Genomic DNA, 24,716 nt, shown 5'->3' on the forward strand with positions numbered 1-24,716 from the left:
CTGGCATTATTCTTTTCCGTCCGGCTTCACGGCCGCGACATTCCGTCCATCTGACGAAAGGCGTTTCATGGCTCGTACCACCCTGACCCGTTTCCTGATCGAGCAGCAACGCACGGCCAATGCCCTGCCCGGCGAGTTGCGCCTGCTGATCGAAACCGTTGCCCGCGCGTGCAAGACGATCAGCCATTCGGTGGGCAAGGGCGCACTGGGCGAAGTGCTGGGCAGCCTGGACAGCGAAAATGTGCAGGGCGAAGTGCAGAAGAAGCTGGACGTGATCGCCAACGAACTGCTGCTCGACGCCAATGAATGGGGCGGCCATCTGGCGGCGATGGCGTCGGAAGAGATGGAGACGATCTATCCCATCCCCAACCGCTATCCCAAGGGCGAATATCTGATGCTGTTCGATCCGATCGACGGGTCCAGCAATATCGATGTCGACCTGTCCGTGGGCACCATCTTCTCGGTGTTGAAGGCGCCCGACGGCTGCGCCGGCCGCGATGTGACCGAAGAGGATTTCCTGCAGGATGGCCGCCAGCAGGTCGCCGCCGGCTACGCCATCTACGGCCCGCAGACGATCCTGGTGCTGAGCGTCGGCACGGGCGTGTTCGAATTCACGCTGGACCGCGAAGTCGGCAGCTGGGTGCTGACCGATCCGGACATGAAGATGCCGCAGGGCAAATGCGAATTTGCGATCAACATGTCGAACCGTCGCCAATGGTCGCCGGCCATCGCCCGCTATGTCGAGGAACGCGTATCCGGCACCGCCGGCCCATGCGGCAAGGATTACAACATGCGCTGGACCGCCTCCATGGTGGCGGACGTGCATCGCATCCTGAAGCGCGGCGGCATCTTCATGTATCCCTACGACCACCGCACGCCGGGCAAGGCCAAGCTGCGCCTGATGTATGAAGCCAATCCGATGAGCTACCTGATCGAACAGGCCGGCGGCGCGGCGACCGACGGCTTCATCCCGATCATGGACGTGCCTGCCAAGGGCCTGCACCAGCGGGTCGGCGTGGTGCTGGGCGACAGCGCGGAAGTGGCGGCGGTCGTAGCCTATGGCGCGGAAATGGCCACGGCCTGATCTGGAGCGCCTGATCTGAAACGGAGGTGGCGAGAGGCATCGTCCCCTCCGTTCGTTTCAAGCAAAGGCGACACATGCTGGCCGAGGAATGCAGGCATAGCGTCGGAAAAGAAAAAAGGGGGGAGAGCATATCGCTCGATCCCCCCTGCTTCGGCTCGCCGTGCCGGTCTTAACCGGCGGCTCCTCTCCAGAAACTTGTTATATGGCGCGCCAAACAGCGATGCCGCTCTAGCCCAGCGCGATGACAAAAAAAAGGCCGATCGCAAGACCGGCCCGAAAGTTTTTAGGAGAGGATGCCTGAAAGGCACAGTCTTATTGCCTCGGCGACCGATTCCGCGCAAATGCGAAGGGCGGAACCATGGTTGCACGAAACGCAATCCATTGCCGTCCGGGGTGTCAGCCTGCATTCATTCCCGAGTCGCGACGCTAAGCAAATATCAGGGCTTGGCCGCTAAGCCGCACCGATGCACGGCTCCGCCCCCCATATGACCAGCGCGATTCGCTATCGCCGCGACATTGACGGCCTGCGCGCGCTCGCCATCCTGCCGGTGCTGCTGTTCCACGCCCATGTGCCGGGATTTTCGGGCGGCTATGTCGGGGTCGATATCTTCTTCGTCATTTCGGGCTATCTGATCACCGGCATCCTCGCCCGCGAAGTGGATGAAGGGCGCTTCTCGCTCGTCCGTTTCTACGAACGCCGGTTCCGCCGGATCATGCCGGCCCTGTCGCTGATGATCCTGACGGTGCTGGCGGCGGCGGCTTTTCTCTATCTGCCCGGCGATCTGGAGGGCGTGCCGAAATCGGCGCTGGCCGCGACCCTGTTCGCATCCAACCTCTGGTTCTTCACCGACACCGGCTATTTTTCCGGCGGCGCGGATATGAAGCCCCTGCTCCACACCTGGTCGCTGGCGGTGGAGGAGCAATATTATATCGGCTTCCCGATCCTGCTGATGCTGCTCGCCCGCTTCGCGCCGCGCTGGCGCACGATGGTGGTGGCGGGGATCGCGGCGCTGTCACTGGCGATCGCCATCGCGATGCAGCGCGACACCAGCGGCTTCACTTTCTATCTGCTGCCGACGCGCGCGTGGGAATTGTTCGCCGGCGCGCTGCTGGCGCTGGGCGCCGTGCCGCCCCTGCGATCGCGCTGGTTGCGCGAACTGGTGGCGTGGAGCGGCCTCGCGGCTATCGCACTCGCTGTCGCATTCTACGATCGCAGCACGGTCTTTCCCGGCGTTACCGCCCTAGCGCCAGTGCTGGGCGCGGCGGCCCTGATCCATGCAGCGCCAGGTACCGCCATCGGGCGGCTGCTTGGCTGGGGCCCGATGGTGGGCGTGGGCCTTATCTCCTATTCGCTCTATCTGTGGCACTGGCCGCTGATCGTCTTCACCGAATATGCGACCGACCTGCCGCTGTCAGGCAGCACGCGGATCATCGTGATCGGCGCGGCGCTGCTGACGGGGACAGCCTCCTGGCGCTTTGTCGAGCGCCCCTTCCGCGACGCGCAGCGGATGCCGGCCCGCACCATCTTCCGCTTCACTGGCGGCGCCATCGCGCTGCTCTGTCTGTTGTCGCTCGGCCTGATGGCGATGGGCGGCTGGCCCTCCCGCTTCGCGCCGCAGGTGTTGGCGCAGATGGCGGGGCAGACGGATTTCGCCCCCACGCGCAAGCAGTGTCACGACAGCTATATGCGCGGCGCCCAGCCCTGCACCTTGGGTGCGAACGTGCCGCCCGATGCGATGCTGTGGGGGGACAGCCATGGCGTCGAACTGGCCTATGCCCTCTCGCTGGCAGCGCGCGCACAAGGGCGGTCGTTGATCGAGCGCACGACGTCGAGTTGCCCACCCGTGCTGGGCTATGATGCGAAGGATCCGCGCTGCGCCGCCGCCAACCGCGTCGCCTTCGACGCGATCCGTGCCGATCCCGCGCTCAAGCGCATCTACCTCGCCGCCTTCTGGGCCAATGGCGATTTCGACGATCCCGGCTTCGTCGCCAAGCTGGACCGCACCATCGCCGCGCTACGCGCCGAAGGCCGAGAGGTCGTGCTGATCGGCCCGGTGCCGCCCCAGCCCTTCGACGTACCGCGCCACCTCGCCCATCTGGCGCGGGCCGGGCATCTGGCGGAGGCGCATGGCGTCGATCGAACCTGGGTAGAGGCGCGGACCGTGCATCTGCGCGCGCTGTTCACGCGATGGCAGGCGAAGGGCGTGCGGCTGATCGACCCGATCGCCGCGCTATGCGCCAGCGGACGCTGCGCCATCGAACAAGGCGGCCAGCCGCTCTATTTCGATTCGCACCATTTGAGCGTCGCGGGCGCGCGGCTGGTCACGGACGCGCGATAAATCTATTCGGCGGCGAGCGCATAGTCGGAGCGCGGTAGCTCAGCCGCCAGCGCCTCGACCATGCGCGTGACCACCGCCTGCATCCGCGCCACACCCGGCCCCGGCCGGTCCAGCGTCACGTCCAGATAGAGCGCCCGGTCGATCTCCACCTGCAACGCGTGGATCCCCTGTTCCGGCCGCCCATGGCGATCGACCATATGGTCGCCGGCATAGGGATGATTTTGCGCGACGATCAAACCATGGCCGGTCGCCACATCGGCCGCCAGCGTCATCAGCCGGGTCGATGCGCTGCGCCCGAACCGGTCGCCCAGCACCATGTTCGGGGCCGGCTGACCGGCGGCCGGCGGCGCCAGAGGCGGCATGGAATGGAGGTCGATCAGGATGGCATGGCCATGCGCCTGCCGCGCGGCGGCCAGCATGTCGGCCAGCATCGCATGATAGGGCCGGTGCAGCGTCTCGATCCGCCGGCGCGCCTCCGCCCAGCGCATCGGGCCGCGCCATAATTCATGCGCGCCCGGCAATCGGCGTGGAAAGAGGCCAAGGCCACCGCGCAGTTTGGCACTGCTCTGCAACGTCGCATCGCGCGGCAGATCGGCGATCATGCCGGGGTCGATTTCCCGTTCATGCCGGTTGAGGTCGACCAGGGCGCGTGGCGCGCGGGCGATGACGACGGAAAAGCCGCGCGCGATCAGCGGGTGGGCAAGCAGGTCGACCCAGCGATCCTCCAGCCGGCGCAGGATTTCCGGCTGAACACGAGCGGCGGAGAGCAGATCCGCATCATAGGCGCGTCCGGCATGGGGCACGGACAGGATGATCGGCCGGTCGGGAAGGGCCGGGCCATAAAGGTCGAACGCTGTCTCGCTAAACGTCGGGAAACACGGCGCAGGCTGATCCAATGCGGCTCCTTTCACCGGCGCGCCAAAAAAGGTTACCCGGCTGGCAAATATTTAAACCTTGTCGCATATATGCGGACTTCGCGCCACCCTGTCGGATCGGCGCCAAGGGCCGAGGGGCGGCCGAGTGGGAATGTTGGGGGCAATGGTTCGCATTTTATTGGCGGAAGATGACGAGAGCATGCGGGTCTATCTGGCCCGCGCGCTGGAACGGTCGGGTTATGAGGTCGTGTCGGTCGGGACTGGACGAGAAGCCGTGCCGCATATCGAATCGGATCGGTTCGATTTGTTGCTGACCGACATCGTGATGCCCGAAATGGACGGCATCGAACTGGCGCAGCATGCCGCGTCGGTCGCGCCGGACATGCGCATCATGTTCATCACCGGTTTTGCCGCCGTGACGCTGAAGGCCGGGAAGGCCGTGCCGCAGGCGAAGGTGCTGTCCAAGCCCTTCCACCTGCGCGATCTGGTGCTGGAGGTCGAACGGATGTTCGGCAGCGAAAGCGTGCCGGCGTCTACCGACAATCCCTGATCGCCATATGAACGGTGCCCGACCTTAATCGCGCACCACTTCCTGCATATCGGGCGTGGGATCGAGCGGACGGCCCGCCATCGCGGCGTTGAACCGTTCGCGGTCCAGCCCCTTTTCCCACACCGACACCACCACCGTCGCCACGGCATTGCCGACGAAGTTGGTGAGCGCACGCACTTCACTCATGAAGCGATCGACGCCCAGGATCAGCGTCATCCCCGCGACCGGCACCGACGGCACGATGGACAGCGTCGCCGCCAGGGTGATGAAGCCCGCGCCGGTGACGCCCGCCGCGCCCTTTGACGAAATCATCGCCACCAGCAGCAGCAAGATTTGCTGCTCCAGGCTGAGATGGACATTGCACGCCTGCGCGATGAACAGCGCCGCCAGCGTCATGTAGATATTGGTGCCGTCCAGATTGAAGCTATAGCCTGTCGGCACGACCAGCCCGACCACGGACTTGCGGCAACCGGCGCGCTCCATCTTCTCGATCAGGCTGGGCAGCGCCGCTTCCGAGGACGATGTGCCAAGCACCAGCAGCAATTCCGCCTTCAGATAGCGGATCAGATGCAGGATGTTGAAGCCCACGGCCCAGGCGACAGTGCCCAGCACGACCAGCACGAACAAGAGCGACGTCAGATAGAAGGTCGCGACCAGCCCGGCGAGATTGGCCAGCGTGCCGACGCCATATTCGGCGATGGTGAAGGCCATTGCGCCAAAGGCTCCGATCGGCGCCGCCTTCATCAGGATCGATACCAGCTTGAACACCGCATGGCTGGCTGCTTCCAGCACGGTCATCAGCGGCTGCGCCTTGTCGCCGATCAGGGTCAGCGCGATGCCGAACAAAATGGCGACGAACAGCACCTGAAGGATGTTGCCGTCCGCCACCGCCGACACCATGGTCGATGGGATGATGCTCATCAGGAAGCCGGTCAGCGTGCGCTCATGCGCCTGATGCGCATAGTCGGCGACCTTGCCGGCATCGAGCGTGGCGGGATCGATGTTGAGGCCGGCGCCCGGCTGGATGAGATTGGCGACGATCAGACCAACGATCAGCGCCAGCGTGGAGAAGGTCAGGAAATAGGCAAACGCCTTGGCCGCGACGCGCCCGATCGCGCCCAATTCCTTCATGCCGGCAATGCCGGTGACGATGGTCAGGAAGATGACCGGGGCGATGACCATCTTCACCAGCTTGATGAAGGCTTCGCCCAGCGGTTTCAGCTGCTTGCCGGCGTCCGGCCAGACATGGCCGATCAACACACCCAGAGCGATCGCGGCCAGCACCTGAACATAAAGCTGACGGTAGAAAGGCAGCCGTGGCGCCGCCTGAACCGGCGAATTTGGCGATGGCAGCATGATGGTCGGCGTCCCCCTGTTTGCATGGCAGCATATGGGCGACCCCACCCCTGTCCAGAAGAATGTTGAGATTATGCAATTTCCTGCTTGCGCGATTCACCGCCCCCCGTTATTGGCCCGCTCCACGGCGGGCGTGTAGCTCAGTGGTAGAGCACTGTGTTGACATCGCAGGGGTCGCAAGTTCAATCCTTGCCACGCCCACCATGATAAAGCCCGTCGCTTCATCCGAAGCGGCGGGCTTTCTCTTTTTCCAGACTTGTCAGAACCGGGTCGACAGGTGGCTACCTTAGCCCTTGCGCCGCTTGCGGGTGGCTTCGCGCTTCGCCGACAGGGCGCGTTCGACCTTCGCCCAGGCGACGATATCGGCCGGGGTAATCGTCTCGTCATCAAAAGAACGGATGGGGAGGGACATCAGAACGGACATGAAGCGGGCCAACTCAGCAGACAGACACAGGCTCGACTATAGGTTGCGCGGATGTCACGGGAGTGTCCTGAACATTACAGACCGGCAATGCGCCGGATCGGAGCGGGAATGACGATAGCGTGCGAGATGATCGGTGGGCAGCGTGTGCTGTTCGTCATGGCAGTGGACGCCGAATATGGCCCGCATCTGCGCGCACGCTTCACGCCATTGCTGACAGGCGTGGGGCCGATCGAGGCGGCGCTCGCCACCGGCATGGCGTTGCATGAACTGGAGCGGCAACAGGCGCGGCCCGATCTGGTCGTCAGTCTGGGGTCGGCCGGATCGCGCATTTGCCCGCTGGGCGAGATTTTCCAGATCGCCAGCGTGTCGTGGCGCGACATGGATGCGTCGCGCCTGGGCTTTACCAAGGGCGTGACGCCATTGAGCGACCATCCGGTCGATGTGCCGCTGGTGACGCCGCTTGCCCTGCTATCCGTTCGGCTATCGACCGGCGCCAATGTGGTTGGTGGCGAGGAATATGCCGCGATCGATGCGGACATGGTCGACATGGAGACATTTGCGGTGGCGCGGGCCTGCGAGCGCTTCCATGTGCCGCTCATGGGTCTGCGTGGCGTGTCGGATGGGCCAGGCGAACTGGAGCATATCCATGGATGGATGGAATTGCTGGGCCTGATCGACGAGCGGCTGGCACAGGTCGTGGATCTGCTGCCGGATACGCTAAGCCGTCAACAGCCGCCCGTCATGGCGGCGCTGCGCGGCCAGGACAGCATATAGGTCACGAGAAAGCCGTCATGGTCGGACAGTTCGGGACCGCTGGGACCGCCGTCGAACATGGCCTCGACACGGATCGGGTGGACCGACACCGTATCACCCGGCCAGAAAAATTGCAGATCCTGCGTATCCATCCACGGTTCGTCGCCGTCCCATGACATGCGCACGTCGCAGCCCGATGCGGGATCGGCGCAGACGCGATGGACCAGATTGAGCGACTGGTAGCGGGAGAAATTCTCCCACCGATCTTCGGAATGGCGCATGTTGAAATCGCCGCCGAAGATCAGCGGATAGGCGTCCTCATGGCTGCGGTCGATGAAGGCGGAGGCTTCGAGCGACTGGCGATCATGGGCGGCAAGATTGCGGTGCGCCGGCGCGCGGGATGCGCCACGGCTGTTCATATGCGTGTCATATATGTCGATCGGCGTCGGCACGCCGGGAATGGCGATGCGTGCCAGCATGATCCCCTTGTTCGCAAGGCAGTCGATCCCGGCGCAGGAGCGACGACCATAAGCATGCATATCGACATGGACGATCGGGTAGCGTGAGGCGATGGCAAGGCCGCTGCCGGTGAAATGCAAGCCCAGCTCGCCGCGCTTGATGTGCGATCGGCCGGGGAGCGATTCCTTCGTCACGCCTTCCGCACGGGTGGTACGGCGCGGGCCGGTGACGATGGCGGGATAGCTGGTGGCAGCGATCGCCCGCTTGGCCGCGCCGCTGAACATTTCCTGGAACAGGACGATATCGGGCGCCCGCCCATCCGCACGCAAGGCAGCCAGCCGTTCGCCGATGGCGCGCAAGGACGGCGCGCGGCCGGAGCGGGCGGGCCAGCCCAGCCCCTCGATATTATAGGTGAGGACCGTCAGGGTAGTGGTCACCCGCTCCCGGTCCGGCGCGGCGAGGATGGGCGGGGTCGCCTCCGCGCAGTTGATGGCGCTGCGCGGCAGCGGCGTGGCACAACCGGTCGCCAGCATGGCGAGGCCAAGCGCTGCGGTCCGCAGGCTCCATATCCATCGCTGTCGCGCCGACATGGCCCCTATCTGGCCTATTCGCCCTCGAAGACGATCAGCGCCTGCGATGCGACGCCGTCGGCCTCCAGTGCTGCCTTGCCACCCAGATCGGGCAAGTCGACCGCGAACAGCGCCATGAGGACACTCGCTCCCTGCTCGCGCAACAGCTGCGCGGCGGCGAGCGCCGTGCCGCCGGTGGCGATCAGATCGTCGACCAGGATGACGCGGGCGCCCTGGGGCACCTGCCCTTCATGCAGTTCCAGCCGGTCGGTTCCATATTCCAGCACATAATCGATGCCCACGACCTTGCCCGGCAGCTTGCCCTTCTTGCGCACCGGCACGAAGCCCTTACCCAGCGCATGGGCCAATGCGGCGCCCAGGATGAAGCCTCGCGCCTCGATCCCGACGATCAGATCGACGTCCAGAGGGCGGGCGACATTCACCAGCCGATCGACCAGTTCGGCAAAGCCGGGACCGTCAGCCAGCAACGTGGTCACGTCGCGAAACATGATGCCCGGCTTGGGGAAATCGGGGATGGTGCGGATCAGGGCCGTCAGGCTGTCGATGCTCATGACGCCTCCATAGAGCGTTTTCGAGGCGGATGGAATCATCCGCCGGTTAAGAAAACGCATCCATACAAATAGAGAAAGGGCGCGGCCCCCTCAAGGAACCGCGCCCTGTCATTTTGTCTCAGACCGCCAGATTTCAGACGGCGGCCTTTTTCTTGTCCGCCCAGATATTCTGGTAGGACATATAGGCCAGGCCCGTGGCGATCAGCAGGAAGATGATCGTCGCCAGACCCGCGCGATGGCGGTTTTCCAGCTTGGGTTCAGCGGTCCAGGTCAGGAAAGCCGAAACGTCCTGCGCCATCTGGTCCACGCTCGCCTTGGTACCGTCGCCATAGGTCACCTGACCTTCGGCCGACAGCGGGGGCGCCATGGCAAGGTTCAGGTTGGCGAAATAGGGGTTGTAATGCAGCCCCTCCGGCGTTTTGGCGTCCGGGAAATGCTTGAGCAGTTCGGCCGGCTGGTCCTGGAAGCCCGTCAGCAGCGAATAGACATAGGCGCTGCCATGATGGCGGGCCTTGGTCATCAGCGACAGGTCTGGCGGGATCGCATTGTTGTTCGCCGCCGCCGCCGCGACATTGTTCGCGAAGGGCTTGGGGAAGTGATCGGCCGGGACCGGATCGCGGGTCGATGCTTCGCCGGTGGCGGGATCGACCGACGGGGTCTTGATCGCCCACTGCTTGGCGATCGCCTTCACTTCGGCCTCGTTATAGCCCAACGCTTCCAGATCGCGGAAAGCCACGAACTTCAGGCTGTGGCAGGCCGAGCAGACTTCCTTGAACACCTGGAAGCCGCGCTGCAGCTGTGCCTTGTCATATTTGCCGAAGGGGCCGTCGAACGAGAAGGCGACATGCTTGGGGGCCAGGTGGAACTCATGCTCCACCGTGGCTGCCGGTGGCTCCGTCACATAGGAATAGGCACCCACGAGGAAGGAAATGAACAGCCAGCCGGCGAAGAAGAGGCCGACGAGAAATGCGCCGATGCGAACCATATCTGTCTACCCCTTTATTCGGCCGGGACCGCGGCGGTTTCACCGTCGGTCTTGCCATATGTCGCCAGCACGGCCTCGGTGATCGAACCGGGCAGCGGCAGCGGCATTTCAAAGCGCGCGATCAGCGGAAGGATGATCAGGAAATGGGCGAAATAATAAGCCGCCGCGATCTGCGAGATCATCACGAAGGGTTCTGCCGCAGGTGCGCCGCCGCAATAGCCCAGCACCGCCACATCGCCGAGCAGGATCCACCAGAATTTCCGGAAGGTCGGGCGATAACGACCCGAGCGCACCGGCGACGTATCCAGCCAGGGCAGGAAGAAGAGTAGCAGGATCGACGCGAACATCGCCAGCACGCCCAGCAGCTTTGCGGGGATGAAGAAGAAGTCCACGGTGAAGGCGCGCAGGATCGCGTAGAAGGGCCAGAAATACCATTCCGGCACGATATGCGCGGGCGTCGAAAGCGGGTTCGCCTCTATATAATTGTCCGGGTGACCCAGGAAGTTGGGTGCGAAGAACAGCAGGATCGAGAAGGCGATCAGGAAGACGCCCGCCCCGAAGCCGTCCTTGGCCGTGTAATAGGGATGGAAGGGCACGGTATCCTGCGGCCCCTTCACTTCCACGCCGGTCGGGTTCGAGGACCCCGGAATATGCAGCGCCCAGATGTGCAGGATGATGACACCCGCAATCACGAAGGGCAGCAGGAAGTGGAGCGAGAAGAAGCGGTTCAGCGAAGCATTGCCGGGGGCAAAGCCGCCCAGCAGCCACGTCTGGATCGGCTCGCCAACGACCGGGATCGCGCCGAACAGGCCGGTGATGACCTTCGCGCCCCAATAGCTCATCTGGCCCCAGGGCAGCACATAGCCCATGAAGGCGGTCGCCATCATCAACAGGAAGATGACGAGGCCGAGCAGCCACACCATTTCACGCGGCGCCTTGTAGCTACCGAAGTACAAGCCGCGGAAGATGTGGAGATAGACCACGATGAAGAAGAAGCTGGCGCCGTTGGCGTGGGCGTAGCGCATCAGCCAGCCCGCGTTCACGTCGCGCATCGTCTGTTCGACGGTGCCGAAGGCGACCAGGTCATTGGCGCCATAATGCATCGCCATGATGACGCCGGTGACGATCTGGATCACCAGCGCGAGGCCGGCGAGCACGCCGAAGTTCCAGAAATAATTGAGGTTGCGCGGGACCGGATAGCCGGCGCCGACCGCATTATAGACGAGGCGCGGCAAAGGCAGCTTCTCGTCGACCCACTGCATCACGGGATGCTTGGGGGTATATTGTTCAGCCCATGGAAAGCTCATGATGGTCCCCCTCAACCCACAAGAATGGCGGTGTCGGAAGTGAAGCTATACTTCGGCACTTCCAGGTTCTTGGGGGCAGGCCCCTTACGGATGCGGGCGGCCGTGTCGTAGGACGAGCCGTGGCAGGGGCAGAAATAGCCGCCAAATTCGCCGCGATTCTCACCTTCGCCCGCGCCCAGCGGCACGCAGCCCAGATGGGTGCACACGCCCATCGTCACCAGCCACTGCTTCTTGCCGTCGACGGTCCGCTCCTCCAGCGTCTGCGGGTCGCGCAGCGTGGCAGGGTCCACCTTGTCGGCTTCGGCGATTTCCTTGGCTGTCAGCTGGCGCACGAAGAGCGGCTGGCTGCGGAACGTGGTCTTGATGGCCTGGCCCGGCTGGATCGCCGAGAGATCGACTTCGGTCGACGCGAGCGCCAGCACATCGGCGCTGGGGTTCATCTGGTCGATCAGCGGCAGGACGACGGCGACACCGCCGACCCCGGCGAAGCTGACCGCAGCGATGTTGATGAAATCCCGGCGGCGTACGCCATCTTCGCCGGATGGACCCGTACCGTCTGTTTGTTCAACGCTCGCCATGCACCTCTACCCTTGCAAGACTTCCCTGTCACACCGGAATGCCGTTACCGGCGCTGATTATCAAGGGCGTTGGGCACTCGACCAAGGGTCGACCCGCCTCCCCCCGGCGTGGTTCGATGGGCGTGATAACCGCACTGCGCCCGCTTTGCCAGTCGCAATATCACCTAGTCTATTGCAAATGCTCTTGATCGACTATGGCGCAACCCATGCGTATCGCCCTTTACCAACCGGAGATCGCCGGCAATGTCGGCGCCATATTGCGCCTGGCGGCCTGTTTTCAGGTGCCGGTCGACATCATCATGCCCACCGGATTCGCCTTTTCCGACGCCCGCCTGAAACGTGCGGCGATGGATTATGGGGAATCGGCCGACGTCACCCGCCATGCCAATTTCGCCGCCTTCGATGCGGATCGGCGCGCGCAGGGCCGCCGCCTGTTGCTGATGAGCGCCCATGCGTCGCAGAAATTGCCGGAGGTGCAGTTCCAGCCCGACGACGTGCTGCTGATGGGATCGGAAAGCGCCGGCGTGCCGACCGACGTGCGCGATCTGGCCGATATCCGCATCCGCATCCCGATGGCGCCCGGCTTTCGATCCTTGAACATCGCCGTTTCCACGGGCATCGCCGTCGCCGAAGCCCTTCGCCAGACCGGAAAGTTTCCCGAATGACCGCCAGCAATCCCGTGCCCGCCGTGTCTTTCCCGCTCGATGCGCGGCAGCAGGCGGCGCGCAACTGGTTCGAATCGCTGCGGGACCGGATCTGCGCCGAGTTTGAGGCGATCGAGCGGGAAGCGGGCAGCGATGCGTGTTTCGACTTTACGGCCTGGGACCGTGAAGCCGAAGGACAGGCCCCCGGCGAGGGTGGCGGCGGCGTGCGCGGCGTCATGAAGGGCAAGGTGTTCGAAAAGGTCGGCGTCAACGTCTCGACCGTGGGCGGCGAATTTGCTCCCGGCTTTGCCCAGACCATCCATGGCGCGGGCGACAATCCCGCCTTCTTCGCCACCGGCATCAGCCTGGTCGCGCATATGGCCAATCCGCATGTGCCGGCCGTCCATATGAACACCCGCTATCTGGTGACGACCAAGAGCTGGTTCGGCGGCGGCGCGGATCTCAACCCGCCTTTGCCGCGCGAGGACGATACGGCGCATTTCCATGATGTGCTCAAAGCCGCCTGCGACGCCCATGATCCGGACCATTATCCGCGTTTCAAGGCATGGGCGGACGACTATTTCTTCATCCCCCACCGCAATGTGCATCGCGGTGTCGGCGGCATCTTCTACGATCATCTGGAATGTGCCGACGATGCCGCGTTCGACGCGAATTTCGCCTTCACCCGCGCGGTCGGCGACGCTTTCCTGAACGCCTTCCCGCCGATCGTGCGGCGACGCATGGATGAGGCGTGGAACGAGGCGGATTATCGCACCATGCTGGAATGGCGCGGGCGCTATGCAGAATTCAACCTGGTGCATGATCGCGGCACGCTGTTCGGCCTCAAGACCGGCGGCAATATCGACGCGATCCTGATGAGCCTGCCGCCGATGGCGAGTTGGAGCTGATGCCCTTTATTCCAGTCGAGCCGGGCATGGTGGCGACGGTCGTCACGCATCTGGAGATGCTGGAACGCCCCCGCCCCGCCCCCATCCCGCCCGCGCCGCTGCGGCTGGTGCCGTGGAAACAGCCGGACTTGGGCGCCTATCGCACATTGTTCCGCCGGGTGGGCACGCCATGGCTGTGGTTTTCGCGGCTGGTGATGGCCGATTCGGATCTGGCGGCGATCCTGCATGACCCGTCGGTGGAGATTTATGCCGTCACCGATCCGCGGGGCACCGAGGTCGGCCTGCTGGAACTGGATTTCCGGTCGCTGCCCAATTGCGAGCTGAGTTTCTTCGGGCTGGTGCCGGAACTCAATGGCAAGGGGCTGGGCCGCTGGCTGATGGCACAGGCCAAATCGCTTGCCTGGCGCAAAGGCGTGGAGCGTTTCTGGGTCCATACCTGTACGCTCGACAGCCCGGCCGCGCTGGCTTTTTACGTGAGGTCGGGTTTCACGCCCTATGGACGCGAAATCGAAATCTTCGCCGACCCACGACTGGCGGGCATACTTCCGCGCGAGGCGGCGCCGCATGTGCCGCTGCTGGACGTGCGATAGGCGTTCAGCTGAAAATGTCCGTCACATCCTGCGGCTGGGCCTGCCGATAAAGGCGCGCCAGCATCACCAGCATATAGACCTGGGCGATGCTGGACACCGCAGCGCCGGCCAGGCCACCAGCCAGACGCGCAGCATCTGCCCCACCTGCGAGGCCCGCCAGCGAGCCGATAATCGCCTGCGCCGCGGATCCGGCGATGGTGGACAACAGCATGACGATGATCAGGAAGCCGAACAGGCGCCAGAAATAGCCCCGCGTCAGCGCCCACGCCTGCCGCAGCGAATCCATCACCCCCAGTCGCGTGTCGATCACCACCGGATTGAGCAGCACGAGCCGGATGCTGGCGAAGAAGACGATGCCCGCCAAACCGAAGCCAAGCAGCAGGCCGGCCGCAGCGGCCAGTTGCTTCGACGCCAGCGAAGCGACCACGCCCACCAGCGCGGCGGCAATGAAGATGACGGCCACGGCAACGACCACGACCAGCGCCGTGCCGATCAGCACCGGCAGGCGCGCGAAGCTCAGGCGCAACGCCTCCCCCACGCTGATGCCGGGGCGCAACGCCAGCGCGAACAGGGTGAGCGAGCCGAACCAAATGAGGATGATCGTCAGCAACATCGCCAACCCGAAGCCGGGCGGCATGGCCGGAATCGCATCCGCCTTGGGCTGCGCGAACCAGGCCTGCAATTCGGGCGGCATCATTTCCTGCAGGATGAGGCCGGGCAGCGCGACGAACAGCAACGCCACCGGAAAAAGCAGGGTCGCTTCGCGCGCGACGAAGGCCACGGCCTCCTCCCACGCCTTGCCGATCGACATTGTCGCCATATCTATGCTGCCTGCCCTATCATGCTGGAAATGCGGCGCGAGACTTGATCGCTCGGCCCGCCCAAGTCAAGGAAGTGCCCATGTCCGATGTTCCTTCCGATACACCTATCCTGCCGTTTCCCGAATCCGTCGAATGGCGGGCCGATCCGGGGCTGGTCGATTATCCCACCGCGCTGACCGAGATGGAGGCGCGGACCACCGCCATATATGAAGGGGCGGCGCAGGAACGGGTGTGGCTGCTGGAACATCCGCCGCTCTATACCGCCGGGACCAGCGCCGATCCGGCCGAACTGCTCGACCCGCGCTTTCCGGTGCATGATGCCGGGCGTGGCGGGCGATATACCTATCATGGGCCGGGGCAGCGGATCGGCTATCTGAACATCGACCTGCGCGAACGGGGCAAGGATGTCCGCAATTTCGTGCACCATCTGGAAGGGTGGATGATCGCGGCGCTGGGCGACCTGGGCATCACCGCCCGGCGCGCGGAGGGGCGGATCGGCATCTGGACCGACGACCCGCAGGGGCGAGAGGCCAAGATCGGCGCATTGGGCATCCGCGTGCGGCGCTGGGTGACGCTCCACGGCTTTGCGATCAATGTCGATCCCGACCTGTCCCATTTCGGGGGCATCGTGCCGTGCGGCATCAGCGAATTTCCGGTGACCAGCATCGCGGCGCTCAATGGCAACGCGTCGATGGCGGCCCTCGATGTCGCGCTCAAGGCGCATTTTCCCGCCTTTCTGGGCAACCTCAAACGCTGCGGCGCGGGGGTTGAGGAATGTAACACAGGCCGTTAGGTTTGTGGCTTTCGCCGGGCGGGGGAATTGCCGGGCACCCATCATATAAGGAGATCCGGATGCGTTTTGGCGCGAAGACAGTCTTTACCCTGACCCTGATCGCGGCAACCCTGCCGCTGGCCGCCTGTGGCGGCAAGGAAGAGGGCGGCAACAAGGTGCAGATGAAGGATATGGAAGTCGTGGACGGCACCGCCACCGACGCCATGACCGATCTGGACGGCGTGCGGAGCGAAGGCACCGCCGTGGCGCTGCCCGACAACAACAGCGCGGGCAACAGCAGCGCCCCCGCCAAGCCCGCCCCGGAAAAGGCCCCGGCCGAAGAAGCGGAAGTCCTGTCGGATCAGTAGGGCTGGCGCGATCGTTCAGTATTGGTACAAGAGGCCCGATAGAATGAGGGCGCCGGTGTTGGCGTCCTTCCAGAGAGGCAAGAATTCATGATTTCGCGTTTCCCGTTGCGCCGCGCGCTCGCCGGTCTGACCCTGGCGATCGCGCCGATGATGGCGCAGCCGGCTTCGGCTCAATTCTTCTGGTCCCCGCTCGACATGAGCGCCCCGCCGCTGACCGATGCCGCCGCTGCCACCGCACTTGGCCTGCCCGGCGCCACGCCGGCGGAGATCAAGGCTGGCCTGGCCTGGAATCTGCGCGCTGCGCTGAACGTCGCCGCGCTGCAATGCCAGTTCGAACCGACCCTGCTGTCGACCAGCAATTACAATGCCATGATCGCGCATCATGACGCGGAGCTGGACACGGCGCAGGCCGCTCTGCTGGGCTATTTCCAGCGCACCGTAGGCAAGGGCAAGCCGGGCCAGTCGGCGTCGGACATGTATAATACCCGCATCTATTCCGGCTATTCCACCGTGCAGGCGCAGAAGGGCTTTTGCCAGGCGACGGCGGAAGTGGGCCGGCAGGCCATCTTCGCCGATCGCGGCGCGCTCAACGAAGTCGGCCGCACGGGCCTGGCCTCCATCAAGAAGTCGCTCGTCGCGGCCGGCGAGCAATTTTATGGCACGCCGGGCTATGACTATGCCGTCGCTCTGCCGTCCTTCGACCCCAAATGCTGGAAGAAGGGCGTGCTGCTGCCGGTCTGTCATCAGGCCTGGAACGACAAGACCGGCGTAAAACCCTGATCAACTGACGATATTAGCGCAGGCCCAGATATTTATGGGCCTGCACCGTCAGCCGCCATTGCGGCCGGTCCATGACCATAGCGATGGCGGCGCGGGCATTGTCGGCCGCATGGGGATCGTCCAGCGGCTGAAGCAGATGATGGTCGAACGCCCATCCCTCCATCACCGCGACATCGGCCAGGCTATGGCCGCCATCGGGCTGCGGCCAGACCAGCTTCAATTCATTGCCGGATCGCTGCACCACATCGCTGCCCGCCTTGGGACTGATACAGATCCAGTCGATGCCGGGGTGCGCGGCGATGGTGCCATTGCTCTCGATCGCGATCGTGAAGCCGCGGGCATGGAGCGCATCGACCAACGCATCATCGACTTGCAGCATAGGCTCTCCGCCGGTCAGGACGATATAGTGCCCGGCAACGCCCTCACCCCAGAAAGCCAGCGCCGCGTCCGCCAGCGCATCGGCATCGGCGAACTTCCCGCCGCCAAGCCCATCGGTGCCCACGAAATCGGTGTCGCAGAATTTGCAGACGGCGGCGCGCCGATCCTGTTCCCGCCCGCTCCACAGATTGCAGCCGGCAAAGCGCAGGAATACCGCGCGCCGGCCCGCCTGAACCCCTTCCCCTTGCAGGGTGAGGAACATTTCCTTGACCGCATATGTCATCGCCGTCCGCCTTTCAGGGCCGCGCGGCGTAGATGGTGGGATCGGGCAGGCCCGCTTCCTCATAGCCCTTCGACCGCAGGCGGCAGCTGTCGCACAGGCCGCAATGTTTGTTGTCGGGCGTGGGATCGTAGCAGGACCAGCTGAGGCCCGCGTCCAGCCCCAGTCGATCGGCTTCGCGGGCGATATCCGCCTTGCTCATATATTGGAGCGGCGTCTGGATGCGGATCGGATGGCCCTCCACCCCCGCCTTGGTCGCCAGCGTCGCCATCGTCTGGAACGCGTCGATGAACTCCGGGCGGCAATCGGGATAGCCCGAATAGTCGAGCGCGTTGACGCCGATGAAGATGTCGCTCGCGCCCGCCACCTCGGCCAGGCCCAGCGTCAACGACAGGAAGATGGTGTTGCGCGCCGGCACGTAGGTGACCGGGATTTCTTCCCCCACGCCGCTCTTGGGCACGGCGATGTCGGCGGTCAGGGCCGATCCGCCAAAGGCGGTCAGATCCAGCGGCAGGACGATATGGCGGATGGCATTGAGCGATTCGGCGATGCGCGCCGCGGCGCGCAATTCGACGCGATGACGCTGATTATAATCGATCGACAGCGCGAAGATGCGATAGCCGGCCTCACGCGCGAGTCCGCCCGCGACCATGGAGTCGAGCCCGCCAGAGAGCAGGACGACGGCGAATTTTCCTTCATTGGCAACCATAGGCCCCGCGCTACGCCTCGTTGCGCCGCAGTGCAAGTATGAGGCGGCTGGTGGCGCAGGTCATGAACAGGCGCCGATCCGCCGGCCTTCGGCCGCGAAAGCGAAGGGCGCGCCATCGGCCACGCCTTGCGAGCGGATCTGCACCAGCCGGGTCGTTTCGACGCGCAAATCGGTGCGGCCATTGCCCGCCGCCGCGCAATCATAAGTGACGGTGACGGCATGATCGCTGTCGCTGATCGTGAAGCTGCGGCACAATGTCCGGCCATGCTGGACCTGAAGCAGTTGCCGCAGGTCGCTGACGCACAATTTACGCGTCTGCGCGCCTTCACCCCGGTCGCGCAATTCCCACTCGCCGGTTTCCAGCCCTTGCAACGCCTGAGGCGCTGGCACGGCTGCCGGTATAGCGCCGGCCCCGGCCGCCGATGCGGTCGCCGCCGCCATGGCCATCGCCAGCGCGCCGAGCGCGTACCATCCCGCCCTCATCATGATATCGCCCGATCCCGTTACCGACTTCACTGCCGTCCGGAGCAACAATCGCTCGCCTGACCCATGCCGTCCAATTGCGGCATTTTCATAACGTGGGTGGCGGCGGCTGCCCTAATTGCGAATATCGGTAGCGAAACGATTATTTTCAATGGGCGACGAAACTGTCCAGCGCGAGCGGGAAGAGGCGCGAGCAGAAGGCGCAATCCACGCCGATAATGCCCTTTTCATCCGCCATTTCCGCCCGCTCGCTGGCCGGGAAACGGCCGATCACGTCGCGAATATGGCCAAGGTCGCAGCGGCAACCCTTCGCCAGCGGCGCCGCTTCCGACACGCGCACTTCCTCTTCCTCATGGAACAGGCGCCACAATATGTCCGTCAGCGGCAGCGCGTCGTCGGTCAGCTCCTCTCCCTTGAGTGTCTGGGCCAGCGCCTGGACATGCTCCCATTCCGGATGATCGTGGCGCACATGCAGACGCTCGCGCCCGACCTCCCCCTCCGGCAGATGCTGGAGCAGCAGGCCCGCAGCGATGCAGCCGGCGCCGGCATCATGCCGCGTGTCGATCTGGATGATGCTGGGGATCTGTTCGGACTGGAAGAAATAATGCTCGGCGGCCTGCGCCAACGACTGGCCCTCCAGCGGGACGATGCCCTGATAGCGCTCGCCACTGACGGACTGGTCGAAGGTGATGGCCAGATAGCCCTTGCCGAACAGGCCGAAGAGGGTCGGGTCGGCGCCCTGTTCCGCCAGACGATCCGCGTCGAACTTCACATAACCGCGCAGGGCGCCATCCTTGTAATCGGCCACCAGCAGGCTGACGACGCCATTTTCGGTCTGCGCCTGAAGCGTCAGTTGGCCGTTGGCCTGCTTGAGCGTGCTGCCGAGCAAGGCCGCCAGCACCAGCGCAGAGGCAAGCAACCGCTCGATCGCGGGTGGATAGGCATGGGCGGCAAGCACCTGGTCGAGCACCGGACCCAGTCGCACGAGGCGGCCGCGCGCATGGCGCGAGGGAATGGTGAAGCCAAGGGCCTGGTCGAGATGGGGACTGGTCACGCTATTTCCTTCCGATCCCCCCGCCCCCGAAAGCCGCGAAGGCCCGCCCTTCGCTGTTCAGCGCAGGACAGGCCCCGACGATTTCGAGGGCGAACGGGAAATTTCGCCCGAATATAAGGTCCGCTTACAGCTTTCCAAGCGCCCAGAGCAGAACCGACTTCTGGGCATGGATGCGATTTTCCGCTTCGTCCCAGATCAGCGACTGCGGGCCGTCGATCACCGCTTCTGTCACTTCCTCGCCGCGATGGGCGGGCAGGCAGTGCAGGAACTTGGCGTCGGCCTTGGCGCCTGCCATCAATTCCGGCGTCACCTGATAGGGCATCATCGCCGCCAGCTTGGCTTCGGCATGGGCCTGCCCCATGGAAATCCAGGTGTCGGTAACGACGACATCGGCGCCGCGCACCGCCTCCGCCGCATCGCGGGTGAGCATGATGGTCGATCCAGCCGCCCGCGCCGCGTCGGCGAAGGACGGATCGGGATCATAGCCTTCGGGAATGCCCATGCGCACGTCGAACTTGAGCAACCCGGCCGCCTCGACGATCGAATGGAGGACATTATTGCCATCGCCCAGCCACGCCCACTGGCTGCCGGGCAGCGCCACACCATGTTCCACCACGGTCAGCAGGTCGGCAACGATCTGGCACGGGTGCGACAGGTCGGTCAGGCCGTTGACGACCGGGACGCTGGCATATTCGGCCATTTCCTCGATCTTGGCATGATCGTCGGTGCGGATCATGATGGCGTCGCACATGCGGCTGAGCACGCGGGCCGTATCCGCAATGGTTTCGCCGCGACCGATCTGGCTGGTCGCCCCTTCCAGGATCAGCGACGTGCCACCCAGTTGGCGGATCGCCATGTCGAAGCTGACGCGGGTACGCGTGCTGTTCTTTTCGAAGATCATCGCCAGTGTATGGCCGGCCAGCGGCGCGTCGGCGTCCACCCAGCCCTTGGGCTTGCCTTGCCGTGCGGTCTTCCGGTCGATGGCGTCGGCGATCATCGCAGCGATGGCGTCGCCGCCTGCATCGGTGAGATTCAGGAAATGCTTGGTCATATCATTACCCCCACAGCCGTTCGGGCTGAGCCTGTCGAAGCCCGCTTCTTCGTTTGAAGAGAACGGCCCTTCGACAAGCTCAGGGCGAACGGAGGTTGGTTTTAAGCCGCCTTGGCGTTCGCGAAGGTCCGCGCGCCGGCGGAAATCTTCTCGATACATTCGGCGATGTGGCTTTCCTCGATGACGAGGGGCGGCAGGATGCGCAGCACATTCTGGCCGGCCGACACGGCCAGCAGGCCATGATGGTCGCGCAGATGGGCAACGAAGGTTCGCGCATCATAGGCGTCCTTCATCTTGACGCCCAGCATCAGACCCATGCCGCGCACATCCTCGAACATGTCGTCATGATTGGGGATGAGCTGCTCCAGCGCCGAACGCAGACGCGCGCCCATGGCCGTCACCTTGTCCAGGAAACCGTCGGCCAGCACTTCTTCCAGCACGGTGATGCCGACCGCCATGGCGAGCGGGTTGCCGCCATAGGTCGACCCATGGGTGCCGAACACCATGCCCTTGGCCGCTTCTTCGGTGGCGAGGCAGGCGCCGAGCGGGAAGCCCGCGCCGATGCCCTTGGCCACGGCCATGACGTCCGGCGTGATGCCATATTGCTCATGGGCGAAGAAGGTGCCGGTCCGGGCATAGCCGCACTGCACTTCGTCCAGGATCAGCAGCAGGCCATGTTCGTCGCAGGCCTGGCGCAGGCCCTTGAGGAAGGCCTGGGTTGCCGGGGTCACGCCGCCTTCGCCCTGCACCGGTTCCAGCAGGAAGCCGGCGGTGTTGTCGTCGATCGCCGCCAGCGCCGCGTCGAGATCGTTGAAGGGCACGACCTGGAAGCCGGGCAGCAGCGGTTCGAAACCATCGCGCATCTTGGGCTGGCTGGTGGCCGAAATGGTCCCCAGCGTGCGGCCGTGGAAGGCGTTGTCGAAGCTGATGATCTTGTGCCGATGCGCCTCGCCATTGGCGAAATGATAGCGGCGCGCCGTCTTGATCGCGCACTCGACCGCTTCCGCACCCGAATTGGTGAAGAAGACGGTGTCGGCAAAGCTGTTATCGACCAGCTTCTGCGCGAACTGCTCCCCCAACGGCGAGCCGTAGAGGTTCGATGTATGCATCAGGGTCGCGGCCTGATCGGCAATCGCCTGGACCAGTTTCGGATGACCATGGCCAAGCAGATTGACCGCGATGCCGCTGGCGAAGTCGAGATAGCGCTCACCGCGCTCCCCGATCAGATAGCAGCCCTCGCCTCGCACCGGACGAACATCGCACCGGGGGTAAACGGGCATGAGCGGCGTAATCGACATGGGCCTTCCCTTTCTGGGTGATGCTGCGCGTCCTGTGCGCATTAGGTAGAACGCAAAAAGGCGGCCCCCGCCGGGCCGCCCTTCGCGAGCACCGCCTATACAAGCGGCATGTTGGGGGCGCAACCCCGCCCGGACGGGCGCTCGCGCCGTAGATCAGCGGCCGATCTGGGTCCAGGCTTCGGCAATTTCGGCGACGATGTCGCGGGCCTGCTCGACCGGCTCGGCCGAGTGTTCCTGGGCACCGACTAGCAACAGCCGGCGGGCTTCGCGGTAGATTTGAGCCAGGCCGACCGAAATGTCACCGCCCTTGTCGAAGTCCAGGCTGGATTCGAGCGCAAAGAGGATCGACATGGCGCGCGCCTGCTTGTCCGACACCTTCACCCGGTCGCCATTGCGTTCGGCCAGCGCCGCCGCTTCAAGCGCGAGCAGCAGCTCATCGAACAGGATCTTGACCAATGCGTGCGGCGTCGCGCCTTCGGTACGGCTGCCCGAATGGACCGCTGCGTAACGGCGTGCTGCGCTGGCGCCTGCATAACCCTGATTGTAAAACATCGTCTGTTGCGTCCCCGATTAATTGCTGCCGCTATTGTTCCAAACCTCGATCTGCTGTTCGAGGTAGCTTTGTGTCGCTTTGAGCGCGGACAGCCGCGTCTCCATCGCTGCGTAGACCTTGGTCAGATGGTCCTCATAATTGGCCATCTTTTCGTCCAGGTCTTCGAGCTGCTTGGTAAATTCCTTGGCCAGCGTGTCATATTGCTTCTGCGCCGTCTTGAGAGGACCATCTTCCTTCTCGATATTGTCGCGAACCGTCGACATCAGCTTGGACAGGCCCGGATTGCCGTCAGTCGCAACCTTGGGATTGACCATGTTGGTGATGGCTTCCGGATCGGCCTCCATCACGGCCGCCAGGCGGACCGTGTCCAGCTTGAGCGTACCGTCGCGATTGGTCGACACGCCGATGTCGGCCAGCGTCTTGTAGGTGCCGGTCGACGCCAATTGGGTCGAGGTAATGGCGGACAGCTGCCGCTTCATGTCGCGCACACCCGACACACCGTTCAGGACACCCGCGCTGGACGAATCCGCGCCGGTCGCCGTCGCCGTGTTCAGCGCGCCCATCAGCGTATTATATGCGCTGACAAATTCCTTCAGCAGGTCCGACAGGCCGGCCGTAGGCTGGCTCATCGACAGGGTCACGTTCGTACCCGGCGATGCCTTGTTCAGGTCGATCCGCAGATAGGGGATCGCATCGTCGACCGTGTTGCTGGCATATTCATAGGCAACCCCGTCGAGCGTGATCTTGGCATTTTGGGCGTTCGACGTGCTGGTGAAGCTCATGCCGCCCAGTATGCTGCCGCTATCGTCGGCATTGGCGCTGATCGTGAAATCATTGGCCGCACCGGTTTCGCCCTTGAATACCAGGCGGGTGCCCTGGGTGTCGGTGACGACGCGGGCGGTGACGCCGGTATTGGCGGCGTTGATGGCCGATGCCAGACCGGCGAACGTATTGTTCGTGGAATCCAGCGTGATGGTGGTGGCTTCGCCCGCCGCATTGGTCAGGGTGAAGCTGCCGGTGCCGATCACCGTGCTGCCGGTTGCGCCACTGGTCGCGGCGGAGGAGTAAACGCGCGCGCTGGCAAGCTGTTCGACGGTCAGCTGAGCGGGCAGGCCGCTGGGGCTGCCACCGCTGAGCAGCGTGACCGACGCGATGCTGGCGTCGTTGGACGATGCCGCGCCGGTATAGGCGGCGCCGGACAGGACTTCGGTCAGGGCGTTGGCAAAGGTGTTGAGCGAGCTGGTCGCGGAAGCGAGGGCGGAAATGCGCGAGCTGTTGAGCGACTGACGACCGGTGATCGCAGCCTGCTTGGGCTCGCGGGTCGCGCTCACCAGGCTGGAAACCAGCGCCGAGGTGTCGATCCCCGATCCGGCATTGAGTGCCGTCAAAATGCTGCTGCCTACCGCGGTCATGCCGTTTTCCTTTCAAGGGGATAGAACGGCGGTAGCGCCAAGACCTTTAGGAAAGATTTTCGGGATGGCATATTGCCGGGCGACAACGCCAAAACGCGGAAAGGCACGATCCGCACCGGCGGATCATGCCTTTCCCGAACACCTGATGGCGATGGATATCAGATGGCCGAGGTCGCCACCTGCTCTACCGTGCCGCGCGAAACATGGGCATGGGCGGCATGGGAGTAGGATGCCCGCTCCACGATGCGCTTGGCCAGCACCGCAGCATGTTCGACCGCCTCCTTGCTGGCGGGCGGTAGCGGGACCAGCACCATCGGGCGCGGGATCATCGCCTGGATCGCGCCGGCCGCATCGTCCACGCTGCCGGACCCCGACTGAAGATCGGCCAGGATATCGGCGATGCGGGCGTGAACCTCCACATATTCGGCGACGCTGGCCAGATCATCGTCCACGACGACCTGATCCTTCTGCGCTGCCGCAGCCTGTTGCGCCGTATCGCGAACGGAAGCCTGGGCGGAACGACTGGCTGCCACAGACTGGACCGTCTGGACAGGCGAAGGCGCACGCGAAACCGCCCGGTCCACTGGCGGCAGTTCGGTCCTAGTTACATAGTCGTTCATGACGCACCACCAGAATGCATCCCCACAACAGCTATTACGACCAGCCACAGTTAAACTTTAATGGATGGCGCAATTTTTTTTCGATGTGACTTGAGACAGCGAAAGAGACAGCTGCGCGCCCGGATTCAACATGCCTTCGCCATT

At 64.1% G+C, this 24,716-nt stretch carries 28 protein-coding genes and 1 tRNA gene; 11 read left to right on the forward strand and 18 right to left on the reverse strand.

Annotated elements, in window-relative coordinates:
• Nucleotides 1-67: 67 nt before the first annotated feature.
• On the forward strand, nt 68-1,084 hold the full coding sequence (locus F4U94_RS03470; protein WP_120251889.1) for a class 1 fructose-bisphosphatase: 1,017 nt from the start codon (nt 68-70) through the stop codon (nt 1,082-1,084).
• A gap of 485 nt (nt 1,085-1,569) precedes the next feature.
• On the forward strand, nt 1,570-3,423 hold the full coding sequence (locus F4U94_RS03475; RefSeq protein ID WP_120251888.1) for an acyltransferase family protein: 1,854 nt from the start codon (nt 1,570-1,572) through the stop codon (nt 3,421-3,423).
• Nucleotides 3,424-3,425: 2 nt separating this feature from the next.
• Here the strand turns inward: F4U94_RS03475 and F4U94_RS03480 are convergent, their stop codons facing one another.
• Nucleotides 3,426-4,319 (reverse strand): N-formylglutamate amidohydrolase, encoded by an 894-nt coding sequence (locus F4U94_RS03480; RefSeq protein ID WP_120251887.1) that lies wholly within the window; start codon nt 4,317-4,319, stop codon nt 3,426-3,428.
• A 142-nt stretch (nt 4,320-4,461) separates the two neighbouring features.
• Between F4U94_RS03480 and cpdR the strand changes: the two genes are divergently transcribed.
• Nucleotides 4,462-4,848: a cell cycle two-component system response regulator CpdR gene (gene cpdR, locus F4U94_RS03485; RefSeq protein ID WP_120251886.1), complete on the forward strand. Its 387-nt coding sequence runs from the start codon at nt 4,462-4,464 to the stop codon at nt 4,846-4,848.
• Between the two features lie 24 nt (nt 4,849-4,872).
• Here cpdR and F4U94_RS03490 read toward each other — a convergent pair whose 3' ends face one another.
• A complete protein-coding gene (locus F4U94_RS03490) occupies nt 4,873-6,204 on the reverse strand; it encodes a dicarboxylate/amino acid:cation symporter (RefSeq protein WP_120251885.1) in 1,332 nt (443 codons plus the stop codon).
• Between the two features lie 129 nt (nt 6,205-6,333).
• Between F4U94_RS03490 and F4U94_RS03495 the strand changes: the two genes are divergently transcribed.
• Nucleotides 6,334-6,408: transfer RNA gene (locus tag F4U94_RS03495), tRNA-Val, on the forward strand.
• A gap of 82 nt (nt 6,409-6,490) precedes the next feature.
• On the opposite strand, the gene F4U94_RS25310 is transcribed toward F4U94_RS03495, so the two are convergent.
• Nucleotides 6,491-6,616, reverse strand: a complete 126-nt coding sequence (locus F4U94_RS25310; protein WP_282957464.1) for a hypothetical protein — start codon at nt 6,614-6,616, stop codon at nt 6,491-6,493.
• Nucleotides 6,617-6,736: 120 nt separating this feature from the next.
• On the opposite strand from F4U94_RS25310, the gene F4U94_RS03500 reads away from it, so the two are divergent.
• The gene (locus F4U94_RS03500; RefSeq protein ID WP_120251884.1) at nt 6,737-7,402 is read left to right on the forward strand and encodes a 5'-methylthioadenosine/S-adenosylhomocysteine nucleosidase; all 666 of its coding nucleotides are present in this window, start codon (nt 6,737-6,739) and stop codon (nt 7,400-7,402) included.
• Here F4U94_RS03500 and F4U94_RS03505 read toward each other — a convergent pair.
• The 5 genes from F4U94_RS03505 to petA form a co-directional block, all read right to left on the reverse strand.
• Nucleotides 7,354-8,430: an endonuclease/exonuclease/phosphatase family protein gene (locus F4U94_RS03505; RefSeq protein ID WP_120251883.1), complete on the reverse strand. Its 1,077-nt coding sequence runs from the start codon at nt 8,428-8,430 to the stop codon at nt 7,354-7,356. The genes F4U94_RS03500 and F4U94_RS03505 overlap by 49 nt on opposite strands.
• Before the next feature lie 14 nt (nt 8,431-8,444).
• Nucleotides 8,445-8,981 carry an adenine phosphoribosyltransferase gene (locus F4U94_RS03510; protein ID WP_120251882.1) on the reverse strand — a complete coding sequence of 179 codons (537 nt, stop codon included), beginning with the start codon at nt 8,979-8,981 and terminating at the stop codon, nt 8,445-8,447.
• Between the two features lie 133 nt (nt 8,982-9,114).
• The gene (locus F4U94_RS03515; protein ID WP_120251881.1) at nt 9,115-9,966 is read right to left on the reverse strand and encodes a cytochrome c1; all 852 of its coding nucleotides are present in this window, start codon (nt 9,964-9,966) and stop codon (nt 9,115-9,117) included.
• A gap of 14 nt (nt 9,967-9,980) precedes the next feature.
• Nucleotides 9,981-11,273: a cytochrome b gene (locus F4U94_RS03520; RefSeq protein WP_120251880.1), complete on the reverse strand. Its 1,293-nt coding sequence runs from the start codon at nt 11,271-11,273 to the stop codon at nt 9,981-9,983.
• Between the two features lie 11 nt (nt 11,274-11,284).
• Nucleotides 11,285-11,851 carry a ubiquinol-cytochrome c reductase iron-sulfur subunit gene (gene petA / locus F4U94_RS03525; protein WP_120251879.1) on the reverse strand — a complete coding sequence of 189 codons (567 nt, stop codon included), beginning with the start codon at nt 11,849-11,851 and terminating at the stop codon, nt 11,285-11,287.
• Nucleotides 11,852-12,045: 194 nt separating this feature from the next.
• Between petA and F4U94_RS03530 the strand changes: the two genes are divergently transcribed.
• From F4U94_RS03530 to F4U94_RS03540, 3 genes are read left to right on the forward strand one after another with little or no spacing between them, the layout of a single operon-like run.
• Entirely contained in the window at nt 12,046-12,516 is a 471-nt protein-coding gene (locus F4U94_RS03530; protein WP_120251878.1) for a tRNA (cytidine(34)-2'-O)-methyltransferase, read from the forward strand.
• Nucleotides 12,513-13,403, forward strand: coding sequence for an oxygen-dependent coproporphyrinogen oxidase (gene hemF / locus F4U94_RS03535; RefSeq protein ID WP_120251877.1), 891 nt, complete (start codon nt 12,513-12,515; stop codon nt 13,401-13,403). Before F4U94_RS03530 ends, hemF begins: the two co-directional genes overlap by 4 nt.
• On the forward strand, nt 13,403-13,993 hold the full coding sequence (locus F4U94_RS03540) for a GNAT family N-acetyltransferase (protein WP_120252326.1): 591 nt from the start codon (nt 13,403-13,405) through the stop codon (nt 13,991-13,993). Before hemF ends, F4U94_RS03540 begins: the two co-directional genes overlap by 1 nt.
• Nucleotides 13,994-13,997: 4 nt before the next feature.
• Here F4U94_RS03540 and F4U94_RS03545 read toward each other — a convergent pair whose 3' ends face one another.
• Nucleotides 13,998-14,813, reverse strand: coding sequence for a DUF7847 domain-containing protein (locus tag F4U94_RS03545; protein WP_120251876.1), 816 nt, complete (start codon nt 14,811-14,813; stop codon nt 13,998-14,000).
• A gap of 80 nt (nt 14,814-14,893) precedes the next feature.
• Here F4U94_RS03545 and lipB point away from each other — a divergent pair, with 80 nt between their 5' ends.
• The 3 genes from lipB (at nt 14,894) to F4U94_RS03560 (ending at nt 16,734) form a co-directional block, all read left to right on the forward strand.
• Nucleotides 14,894-15,607: a lipoyl(octanoyl) transferase LipB gene (gene lipB / locus F4U94_RS03550; protein ID WP_120252325.1), complete on the forward strand. Its 714-nt coding sequence runs from the start codon at nt 14,894-14,896 to the stop codon at nt 15,605-15,607.
• Between the two features lie 59 nt (nt 15,608-15,666).
• Complete coding sequence (locus F4U94_RS03555) at nt 15,667-15,954, forward strand: hypothetical protein (RefSeq protein WP_120251875.1); 288 nt, start codon at nt 15,667-15,669, stop codon at nt 15,952-15,954.
• An 87-nt stretch (nt 15,955-16,041) separates the two neighbouring features.
• Entirely contained in the window at nt 16,042-16,734 is a 693-nt protein-coding gene (locus tag F4U94_RS03560; RefSeq protein ID WP_120251874.1) for a hypothetical protein, read from the forward strand.
• A gap of 13 nt (nt 16,735-16,747) precedes the next feature.
• Here F4U94_RS03560 and queE read toward each other — a convergent pair whose 3' ends face one another.
• The 9 genes from queE to F4U94_RS03605 form a co-directional block, all read right to left on the reverse strand.
• On the reverse strand, nt 16,748-17,395 hold the full coding sequence (queE, locus tag F4U94_RS03565; protein ID WP_120251873.1) for a 7-carboxy-7-deazaguanine synthase: 648 nt from the start codon (nt 17,393-17,395) through the stop codon (nt 16,748-16,750).
• Nucleotides 17,396-17,408: 13 nt separating this feature from the next.
• The gene (gene queC, locus F4U94_RS03570; RefSeq protein ID WP_120251872.1) at nt 17,409-18,101 is read right to left on the reverse strand and encodes a 7-cyano-7-deazaguanine synthase QueC; all 693 of its coding nucleotides are present in this window, start codon (nt 18,099-18,101) and stop codon (nt 17,409-17,411) included.
• 60 nt (nt 18,102-18,161) lie between these two features.
• A complete protein-coding gene (locus tag F4U94_RS03575; RefSeq protein ID WP_425505038.1) occupies nt 18,162-18,587 on the reverse strand; it encodes a DUF3617 domain-containing protein in 426 nt (141 codons plus the stop codon).
• A gap of 145 nt (nt 18,588-18,732) precedes the next feature.
• The gene (gene hslO / locus F4U94_RS03580) at nt 18,733-19,638 is read right to left on the reverse strand and encodes an Hsp33 family molecular chaperone HslO (RefSeq protein WP_120251871.1); all 906 of its coding nucleotides are present in this window, start codon (nt 19,636-19,638) and stop codon (nt 18,733-18,735) included.
• A 124-nt stretch (nt 19,639-19,762) separates the two neighbouring features.
• Complete coding sequence (argF, locus tag F4U94_RS03585) at nt 19,763-20,689, reverse strand: ornithine carbamoyltransferase (RefSeq protein ID WP_120251870.1); 927 nt, start codon at nt 20,687-20,689, stop codon at nt 19,763-19,765.
• Between the two features lie 101 nt (nt 20,690-20,790).
• Nucleotides 20,791-21,987 (reverse strand): aspartate aminotransferase family protein, encoded by a 1,197-nt coding sequence (locus F4U94_RS03590; protein ID WP_120251869.1) that lies wholly within the window; start codon nt 21,985-21,987, stop codon nt 20,791-20,793.
• A gap of 153 nt (nt 21,988-22,140) precedes the next feature.
• Nucleotides 22,141-22,539, reverse strand: a complete 399-nt coding sequence (locus F4U94_RS03595; protein ID WP_120251868.1) for a flagellar export chaperone FliS — start codon at nt 22,537-22,539, stop codon at nt 22,141-22,143.
• Nucleotides 22,540-22,557: 18 nt separating this feature from the next.
• Nucleotides 22,558-23,952 carry a flagellar filament capping protein FliD gene (gene fliD / locus F4U94_RS03600; RefSeq protein WP_120251867.1) on the reverse strand — a complete coding sequence of 465 codons (1,395 nt, stop codon included), beginning with the start codon at nt 23,950-23,952 and terminating at the stop codon, nt 22,558-22,560.
• A 158-nt stretch (nt 23,953-24,110) separates the two neighbouring features.
• On the reverse strand, nt 24,111-24,572 hold the full coding sequence (locus F4U94_RS03605) for a hypothetical protein (protein ID WP_120251866.1): 462 nt from the start codon (nt 24,570-24,572) through the stop codon (nt 24,111-24,113).
• Nucleotides 24,573-24,716 lie beyond the last annotated feature (144 nt).

This window comes from Sphingobium limneticum (genome assembly GCF_008710155.1).
Classification (GTDB): Bacteria; Pseudomonadota; Alphaproteobacteria; order Sphingomonadales; family Sphingomonadaceae; genus Sphingobium; species Sphingobium limneticum.